Source organism: Inquilinus limosus DSM 16000 (assembly GCF_000423185.1).
GTDB classification, from domain to species: Bacteria; Pseudomonadota; Alphaproteobacteria; order DSM-16000; family Inquilinaceae; genus Inquilinus; species Inquilinus limosus.
In genome coordinates, this window is sequence record NZ_AUHM01000059.1 from 1 (window position 1) to 7,755 (window position 7,755).

The window sequence follows — 7,755 nt, forward strand, 5'->3', positions numbered from 1 at the left end:
CAGGCCGCGCTCAGCCGCTGCCCGGTTTCGGCAGCCAGGGAGCGCGGTCGAGCCGTTTGCCGGTCTCGATGTCATACCAGCCCTGGACCGGGATCTTGTCGCTCTCGTCGAGATGCCAGTAGCGGCCGGCATCCGGTCCGTCCTCGGGCCACCAGGGCACGGGGGGCTTGTCGCCGTCCTTGGCCGCCTTCTTCCGCCGTCCGAACCAGTCGGCGCCGGAATACTCCGGGTCCAGCCAGGCCGGGTCGGGGCGGATGCGCAGGTCGCGGCAGAGCTGGAAGACGATCGCCTCCAGCGCATGCTCGGAGAGGGAGAGGTCGGCGTCGATCGCCGGGTCGTCGACCAGCCGCTTCCACATCGCGGCGATCTGCGCCTCGCAGGTCTCGGCATCGAGGTCGCGGTTGGCGGCGACCGAGCAGGCGACGGCGCGGGCCACCCGGTGGCGGCGCGTCTCCTTCGCCGCGGCGCGGTCGCGGGCATGGACGGCGGCCTTCTCCGCCATCTCCTGGCGCTTCTTGGCGAGGTGGAGCTTGAGCGCCAGGACGTGGCGGACGCCGCGGCCGGCACGCTCGAAGGCCAGCCCGAACTCCTTGGCCTTGGCGGGGTCGTCGGCCGCGACGGCGGCCATGGTTGCCTGATGCATCGCCTCCGCCTGCTGCATCGCCATCTCCGCCAGCCGGTCGAGCATGCGCGCCGCCCGCTCCGCCTCGGCCGGGTCGAGGCCCGGCGCGGCGGGCTGGGGAGTGGGGACGGAGTGCGGCGTGTTCATGGAACATATCATGAACGAGGTGCGCGGAGTTAAGCAATGAACATTGCGTTAACCCGCGCGCAGGCCGTCCGGAGCGCCATGCCCCAGTATCGCCGCGGCCCTCTAATGATGCTGGCCGCGGGCCAGCCATAAGATGGATCCTCACGTGAAGCGTTCGATGATCCCGCAAAGACGGTCGCAGGATCTCGCGAGCTGCTTCTGCGGCGCCGTGGCGATGCCCAGGAGCAGGCCGGATCGCGCGGACGCCGGCGAAGCGTACCAGAGCGACAGCGGGACGGGCGCCAATCCGAAGGCCAGCGCCTCCCTGGCGATGGAGAGATCCGGTGTGCCGGCCGGCAGCCACAACAGTACGGCCAGTCCGGCGACCGCGACCTCCCCGGCGCGCGGCCGAAGGCAGTCCAGCAACGCGTCGCGTTGGGCGGAATAGAGGCGCTTGGTCCGCCGGAGATGCCGCAGATAATGGCCTTCGCGCATGAACGCCGCGGTCGCCAGCTGTATTCCCGGCCCGGGCGCCGGGGCGAGGCATGCCGCGACCTCGGCGAACCGGGCCGCCAGTTGTGCCGGGGCGACGACGAACCCCAGGCGCCAGGTCGGGCTGATGGTCTTGCTGAAGGAGCCGATGTGAATGACGCGGCCGGCGCGGTCGAGCGAAGCCAGGGCCGGCGTGGCCCGCCCCTTCAGCTGCAGCTCGCCCAGATAGTCGTCCTCGATCACCCAGGTGCCTTCCTGGGCCGCCCAGTCGAGAAGGCGGAGACGCCGGGCCAGCGACAGGGTCGAGCCGAGGGGTGCCTGCTGACCCGGCGTGACGACAGCCAGCGCCGCATCCGGAGCGTGCCGCAGGCCATAGTCGACATCGATGCCATCGCCGTCGACCGGGATCGGCGCGAGCGACAGCCGCGCGAGCTCCAGGCCATGCCGGGTGAACGGGAAGCCGGGATCCTCCATCCAGACCTTCCGTCCCTCGAGGCCGAGCACGCGGAGCGCCAATCCGAGGCCGCTGCTGTATCCGGCGGTGACGACCACCTGGGAGGGCGAGCACTCGATCCCGCGCGCGACGGCAAGATAGGCGGCGATTTCCCGCCGCAGCTCGAACTCGCCGCGAGGATCGGGGTACATGGCCGGGGCGCTCGATTCCGCACGGATGGCGTGTGAGCGGATCCTGGCGAGGAGCTTGGCGGGCAAGGTCTCCTGCGCGGGCACGCCCATCTGGAAGATCGCCGGCCCCGCGGTGAGCTCCCGATACATCTCCATGAACGACCCGGGATCGGGCCGTTGCTCCCGCCGGACGGCGAGAGGAGGCCGATCCGCGACGCGGGTGCCGGCGGCGCGCGACGCGACGATGAGCTGTGCGGCCGACAGCCTTTCATAGGCCGAACGCACCGTGCCCCGGGCCACGCCGAGCTGGGCCGCCAGGTCGAGCCAGGACGGCAGGCGTGCTCCCGGCGCCAGCACACCGCTCTCGATCGCGGCGCTGATGCCCTTGCGGATCTGCTCGGCCAGCGGCGTCTTCGCGGATCGATCGAGCTCCAGCGGCAGGGTCTTGGTCATGGGTCCGTGGTACACGCGTTTTGTCGATTCCTGGTGCTGTTTTATGAACCAGGTAGAGGTCACCTAGGCGGGAGAAAGGAGAACCACCGCCATGACCATCAAATCGATCATCCTCCTCGCAGCCTCTCTCGTCGTCGCGACGCCGGCGGCGGCCCACGGCCCGGGCGAAACCGCCGCGACAGCTGCGCCCCAGGCCACAGGCGAAACCGTCACGACGAATTTCGAGCATGCGATCCCGAACATCCCGGGCAAGTCGCTGATCGCCCTGGTCGTCGACTATGCGCCGGGCGGGGCCTCGCCGTCACACATCCATGCGAAGTCGGCGTTCATCTACGGCCATGTCATCTCGGGCGAGATCGAGTCCCGCGTGAACGACGGGCCCAGCCGGGTCTACCGCGCCGGCGAGAGCTTCTACGAGCCGCCGGGGTCCAGCCATCCGGTCAGCCGCAATGCGAGTGCGACCCGGCCTGCCAAGCTGCTCGCCGTCTTCGTCGTCGATACCGACGACAAGGTCCTGACCACCCCCGTCCAATAAATCCCGTTTCGCAAGGAGTGCGATCACATGAGCAAGCGCCTCGACTACAACCAGATCGCGCCGACAGGAGTCAAAGCCCTCGGCGGGGTCTACGGCTACGTGATGCAGAGCGGCCTGCCCGCAACGCTCGTGGAACTGGTCTACCTGCGCATCTCGCAGATCAACAACTGCGCCTACTGCCTCGACATGCACATGCGCGACCTGCTGAAGAAGGGACAGAAGATCGAGAAGCTCGCGCTGGTGCAGGCCTGGGCGGAAGCCGGGCCCCTCTTCGACGAGCGGGAGCGTGCCGCGCTGGCCTGGGCCGAGACGGTGACGCGCGTGTCCGAGACCGGCGTGCCCGACGACGCCTACGAAGCCGCGCGTGCGGTGTTCGAGGAACGGGAGCTCGTCGACCTCACCATCGCGATCGGCCTGATGAACGCCTACAACCGCATGGCGATCAGCTTCCGCAACACGCCTCAGGCCGTCCTGGCCGCCGAGTAGCAGGGAGATGCTCGTGAAGATCTTCGTTGCAGGCGCCACGGGCGCCATCGGCCTGCCGCTCGTGCGCGCGCTGTGCACGCTCGGCCACCAGGTGACAGGCATGACCCGGGCCGGCCGGGGCGTGGATCGGCTGCGCGAGCTGGGGGCCGCTGCATCCTTCGCGGACGCCTTCGACCCGAAGGCCGTGCGGGCCGCGATCGAGGCGGCTCGGCCGGACGTCGTGATCGACCAGCTGACCTGGCTGCCCGCCGATCCCGCCGACATCATCAAGTCCCTGCCGAACGACACCCGGCTGCATCGCGAGGGCGGCGGCAACCTTCTCGCTGCGGCCCGGGAGGCGGGAGTCGGACGCTACATCCTGCAGTCCCGCGGCTTCTACCTCGACGCGCCCGCGGGCCGGCTCGCCGATGAGAGCGCCAGGCTCAGATACGACGCACCCGGCGAGGTCGGTGAGGGCACGCGCGCCATGGGCGCGTACGAGGACCGGGTCCTCGCGGCGCCGTCACTGGACGGGGTCGTCCTGCGCTACGGCTTCTTCTACGGTCCCGGCACCTGGTACCGGCCGGACGGGGCCATTGCGGATCAGGTGCGCAAGGGCGAGGCGAGGATCATCGGAGACGGCAATGCGGTGTGGTCCTTCGTCCATATCGACGACGCCGTCGCGGCGACCGTTGCCGCGCTGAATGCCGATCCGGGTGTCTACAACGTGGTCGACGACGATCCGCAGCCCGTTGCCGAATGGCTGCCGGCCTTCGCCCGCTGGGTCGGCGCGCCGGAGCCCACGCGGATCAGCGTGGAGGACGCGCTGGCGACCGCCGGCGAGGAGGCCGTCTACTACCACACGCGCCTGACCGGGGCCTCCAACGGCAGGGCGAGGGCGCGCCTCGGGTTCAAGCCGCGGCCGCTCCTGTGGAAGGGGTCCGGGACATAGCCGGCCGTGGCGGGCACGGGAATCGACCCGTGTCGCATCCCCGTGTCCGCCTCAGGCCTTCCGGGTTCCTGCTGGGCTGCGGCGAAGATCAGATCAGCTTCGCCGTGCCGGTCGCCAGCTCGTACACGCCGCCCAATTCTAAATTCCTAAATGCGCCGACACCGTTGCGGCCAAGCCTTCCAAGCTGAGTCCCTCGAAGCTCCCACAGTGCTCGAATGCGGGCTCAATGCTCGAAGCTGATCGGCACTCCAGGATGGCCGAATATGTGAGGCAATCATGATTGCTGAATGTAATGTAGACGAGGCGATCAGGCTGTGCCGGATGCGCTACACCCACGGCCCTTCGATCGGCCGCCCAATGATCGGCGAGCACGAACGATGCCTCGCCGAAGTGATCACGCAGATAGTCCAGCGCATTCAGGATCGCGGCGTCCTTTTGCATTCCTTCGACTCCTCCACGACGCCGCTCAGCTAACGTCACCTCAGCCTGATGGGCAACGGCAGCAGCAGGCCGAACCAGCCAGTCCGCCGAATGTCCGCTCCGATGGCGGCCATGCCATGTCCGGATCTGGCGCCTTCGAGCCAAGCCAGTTCGGCAGAAAGGGGTGGGAGACGGAAATTCGCCATCCGCCCAAATCGACGGATGGAGCTCGCTAAGCATCCTCTTCGGCATAGCGAACAAGCCTCTCGCAGCGTTGAATGTCCGATGCCTCCGATCCGTCGGGCGATGCGGCAAAGTCATCCAAGAAATCGCGCGCAATAAAAGCCTCGAGAAAATAAGCGAATCTCTGACCATTCTGCTCGACAGAAGCCGCCGTGTCGGGTGCGGGGGCTTAGCAGGACAGCTTGCGCACTGGGCGACCAAGGCCGTGTGACGTAGATAGTTGCGTCGTCGTCCTGCCAATGCTCGCTCTGCTTCAGCAACTCGATCAGTTGCACCATGCTCTCCATGTCTGACCGCCGCCGCGCCCACCGGTCGCGATCCGCCTGGGCCCAGGCGTCGATCCGGGCTGCACTATCGGGCGCCGGTGGCATGGTGCAGCAGATCAAGCCTGCCCGGCGCAGGCCGTCATCCGGCATGCCGATCGACAGCGAAAAAGCCCTGGACAGTCCCGCAGGGCACAGCAGGCCGCGGAGCTTCCTGTCAGAACGAAGCGGCGGGCGGCCGCTCGCAGCTGCCCAGACAAGGAACGAGCCAATGCCGATCGACAAGAAGGTGAACCGCGACAGCACCATGTCGTCCAACCAGCCTTTCCCGGCGATCTCCGCCGAGGCGCCGGCCGGAGTTCAGGCGGGGCCGGGCGGAGGAGAGACCCCGCCGATCATCCCGATCGAGGATGAGTCCGGACCCGCGCCGGCAGCCGTCTCGCCGGTGTTCAACCCGGCCTCGGGCACGCTCACGGTCCTCGGCGACAGTCTCGACAACGGGGTGATCGTCGGCCGCGATACCCTCGGCGTCATCTCCGTCAACGGCCAGGTCCCGCTTGCAGGCGGCCTGCCGGGCGTGTTTCCGACGGTCTTCAACACCAAGGCGATCTCGGTGTTCGGGCTCGGCGGCAACGATACCCTCAGGCTGGACGAGACAAACGGGCCGCTGCCGGCAGCGCACCTCTTCGGCGGCTCGGGCAACGATACGCTGACCGGTGGCTCCGGCGCCGACGCACTGCACGGCCAGGACGGCAACGACATTCTCAATGGCGCTGCCGGCAACGACGTCCTGCTCGGTCAATCCGGCACCGACATTCTGTTCGGGGGCCACGGCGACGATCGGCTCTTCGGCGGCGACGGCAACGATACGATCGACGGCGACCGAGGCAATGACGCCGCGTTCCTGGGCGCCGGCAACGACGTCTTCGTATGGGATCCGGGCGACGGCTCGGACAAAGTCGAGGGTGAGGCCGGCTTCGACACGCTTCTGTTCAACGCCTCAGGCGCCGACGAGGAGATCACGATCTCGGCCAATGGTCAGCGGGCAAAGCTCTCCCGCGACGTCGGCGACATCACGATGGACGCCGGCGGGATCGAGCGCATCGATGTCGAGGTGCTGGGCGGCGCCGACAGGATCGTCGTCAACGACATGACCGGAACGCTCGTCCAGGAGGTGAGGATCGACCTCGAAGCCGTGAAGAACGGCGGCGCCGGCGACGGCAAGGTCGACACCGTCACCCTCAACGGCACCAGCGGCAACGACTTCGTGAGCGCGCTCGGCCAGCCCGGCAATCTCTTCGTCCTCGGCCTGCCGAGCTTCGTGACCGTGCAGCGTGCCGACGCCACCGACAGGATCGCGATCAACGGCGGGGCCGGCAACGACCGCATCGAAGCGGGGTCCATCGCGACGGGCGCCGGCTCGTTCACATTCGATGGGGGCGCCGGCAACGACATCATCTTCGGGACCAGCGGCGCCGACATCCTGCTGGGCGGCGATGGCAACGATTTCGTCGATGGCCAGCGAGGGAACGACCTCGTTCTGCTCGGCGCCGGCGACGACACGTTCGTCTGTGAGCGCGGCGACGGCAGCGACGTCGTCGAAGGCGGGGCCGGTTTCGACGGGATGCGCCTCTCCGGCTCTTCCGCCGCCGAGACGTTCGAGGTTTCGGCCAATGGCGCGCGGGCCAGGGTCACGAACAACGTCGATAACGCCGTCATCGACGCCAACGATGCCGAGTTCGTCAGCCTGCTCTCTTTCGGCGGCTCGGACACCTTCGTGATCCACAACCTCAGCGGGACCGACGTCCGGACCATCGACATCAGCCTGTTCGATTTCGGGGTCCCCGGCGGCGCCAATGATGTCGTCGTCATCGAGGGCACCGCCGGCAACGACACCATCAGGATCGTCGAAGATGCCGGCGTGATCACGGTGCTCGGCCTGAGCACGACGATCAGGATCACCGGCACGGATCCGGCGGGTGACCGGATCGAAATCCGCGGGCTCGGCGGCAACGACACGATCGATGCGTCGGGCCTCAGCGGCCAGGAAATCCGGCTCCTGGCCGACGGCGGCGCAGGCGACGACGTCATTCTCGGCGGTGCGGGCGATGACGTGTTGTCCGGGGGCGACGGCGCCGACGTGGTGTTCACCGGATCCGGCGACAATGTCGCCTTCGGCGGCGGTGGCGACGACGTCCTCCGCGGCGAAGAGGGCGACGATGTCCTCGACGGCAGTGCGGGGAGCGATATCCTGATCGGCAATGCGGGCGACGACGTGCTGCTCAACGGCGAAGTCGTGTTCGACGCGCTCAGGGCCCCGCCGACCGAGTTCCTGCTTTAGAGCCGGATGAATTGAGGCCCGGTCACGTCACGGCCCGACAGAATGTCGAGCGTCTTCGCATAGCCTCTCCCGCCGGACGCGGGAGAGGTCGGGCTCGCGTCAGCGAGACCGGGTGAGGGCTGGCCCAGGCCTCGACAAACTCCCCTCACCCGGAGCCGCTTCGCGTCTCCGACCTCTCCTCCTCGGGCTTGACCCGGGGAAAGCGGGAGAGGCAACACC

8 protein-coding genes are annotated in these 7,755 nt (G+C 68.2%); 4 read left to right on the forward strand and 4 right to left on the reverse strand.

The genetic code is table 11. From position 1 onward, the window contains the following. Positions 1-10 precede the first annotated feature (10 nt). Both G537_RS0129480 and pdxR read right to left on the reverse strand, forming a co-directional pair. Entirely contained in the window at positions 11-769 is a 759-nt protein-coding gene (locus G537_RS0129480; protein ID WP_026873117.1) for a hypothetical protein, read from the reverse strand. A 141-nt stretch (positions 770-910) separates the two neighbouring features. Next, on the reverse strand, positions 911-2,317 hold the full coding sequence (gene pdxR, locus G537_RS40660; protein ID WP_155888833.1) for a MocR-like pyridoxine biosynthesis transcription factor PdxR: 1,407 nt from the start codon (positions 2,315-2,317) through the stop codon (positions 911-913). A 91-nt stretch (positions 2,318-2,408) separates the two neighbouring features. Between pdxR and G537_RS0129490 the strand changes: the two genes are divergently transcribed. The 3 genes from G537_RS0129490 to G537_RS0129500 are packed head-to-tail and all read left to right on the forward strand — an operon-like array spanning position 2,409 to position 4,269. Then, positions 2,409-2,852 (forward strand): cupin domain-containing protein, encoded by a 444-nt coding sequence (locus G537_RS0129490; RefSeq protein WP_026873118.1) that lies wholly within the window; start codon positions 2,409-2,411, stop codon positions 2,850-2,852. Positions 2,853-2,879: 27 nt separating this feature from the next. Next, positions 2,880-3,338, forward strand: a complete 459-nt coding sequence (locus G537_RS0129495) for a carboxymuconolactone decarboxylase family protein (RefSeq protein ID WP_026873119.1) — start codon at positions 2,880-2,882, stop codon at positions 3,336-3,338. Positions 3,339-3,345: 7 nt separating this feature from the next. After that, positions 3,346-4,269, forward strand: a complete 924-nt coding sequence (locus tag G537_RS0129500) for an NAD-dependent epimerase/dehydratase family protein (protein ID WP_245579163.1) — start codon at positions 3,346-3,348, stop codon at positions 4,267-4,269. Positions 4,270-4,407: 138 nt separating this feature from the next. Here G537_RS0129500 and G537_RS44025 read toward each other — a convergent pair whose 3' ends face one another. Next, entirely contained in the window at positions 4,408-4,710 is a 303-nt protein-coding gene (locus G537_RS44025) for a hypothetical protein (protein ID WP_155888834.1), read from the reverse strand. Between the two features lie 296 nt (positions 4,711-5,006). Further along, positions 5,007-5,513 (reverse strand): hypothetical protein, encoded by a 507-nt coding sequence (locus G537_RS44380; RefSeq protein ID WP_162146171.1) that lies wholly within the window; start codon positions 5,511-5,513, stop codon positions 5,007-5,009. On the opposite strand from G537_RS44380, the gene G537_RS40665 reads away from it, so the two are divergent. Continuing rightward, positions 5,467-7,536: a calcium-binding protein gene (locus G537_RS40665; RefSeq protein WP_051249296.1), complete on the forward strand. Its 2,070-nt coding sequence runs from the start codon at positions 5,467-5,469 to the stop codon at positions 7,534-7,536. The two genes, G537_RS44380 and G537_RS40665, sit on opposite strands and share 47 nt — an antisense overlap. The last annotated feature ends 219 nt before the right edge of the window (positions 7,537-7,755 follow it).

Bases quoted from the DNA above. Each gene is read 5' to 3' on its own strand.
- G537_RS44025 (WP_155888834.1), bottom strand. From the start codon at position 4,710: ATGCAAAAGGACGCCGCGATCCTGAATGCGCTGGACTATCTGCGTGAT.
- pdxR (WP_155888833.1), bottom strand. From the start codon at position 2,317: ATGACCAAGACCCTGCCGCTGGAGCTCGATCGATCCGCGAAGACGCCG.
- G537_RS40665 (WP_051249296.1), top strand. From the start codon at position 5,467: ATGCCGATCGACAAGAAGGTGAACCGCGACAGCACCATGTCGTCCAAC.
- G537_RS0129490 (WP_026873118.1), top strand. From the start codon at position 2,409: ATGACCATCAAATCGATCATCCTCCTCGCAGCCTCTCTCGTCGTCGCG.
- G537_RS0129480 (WP_026873117.1), bottom strand. From the start codon at position 769: ATGAACACGCCGCACTCCGTCCCCACTCCCCAGCCCGCCGCGCCGGGC.
- G537_RS0129495 (WP_026873119.1), top strand. From the start codon at position 2,880: ATGAGCAAGCGCCTCGACTACAACCAGATCGCGCCGACAGGAGTCAAA.
- G537_RS0129500 (WP_245579163.1), top strand. From the start codon at position 3,346: ATGCTCGTGAAGATCTTCGTTGCAGGCGCCACGGGCGCCATCGGCCTG.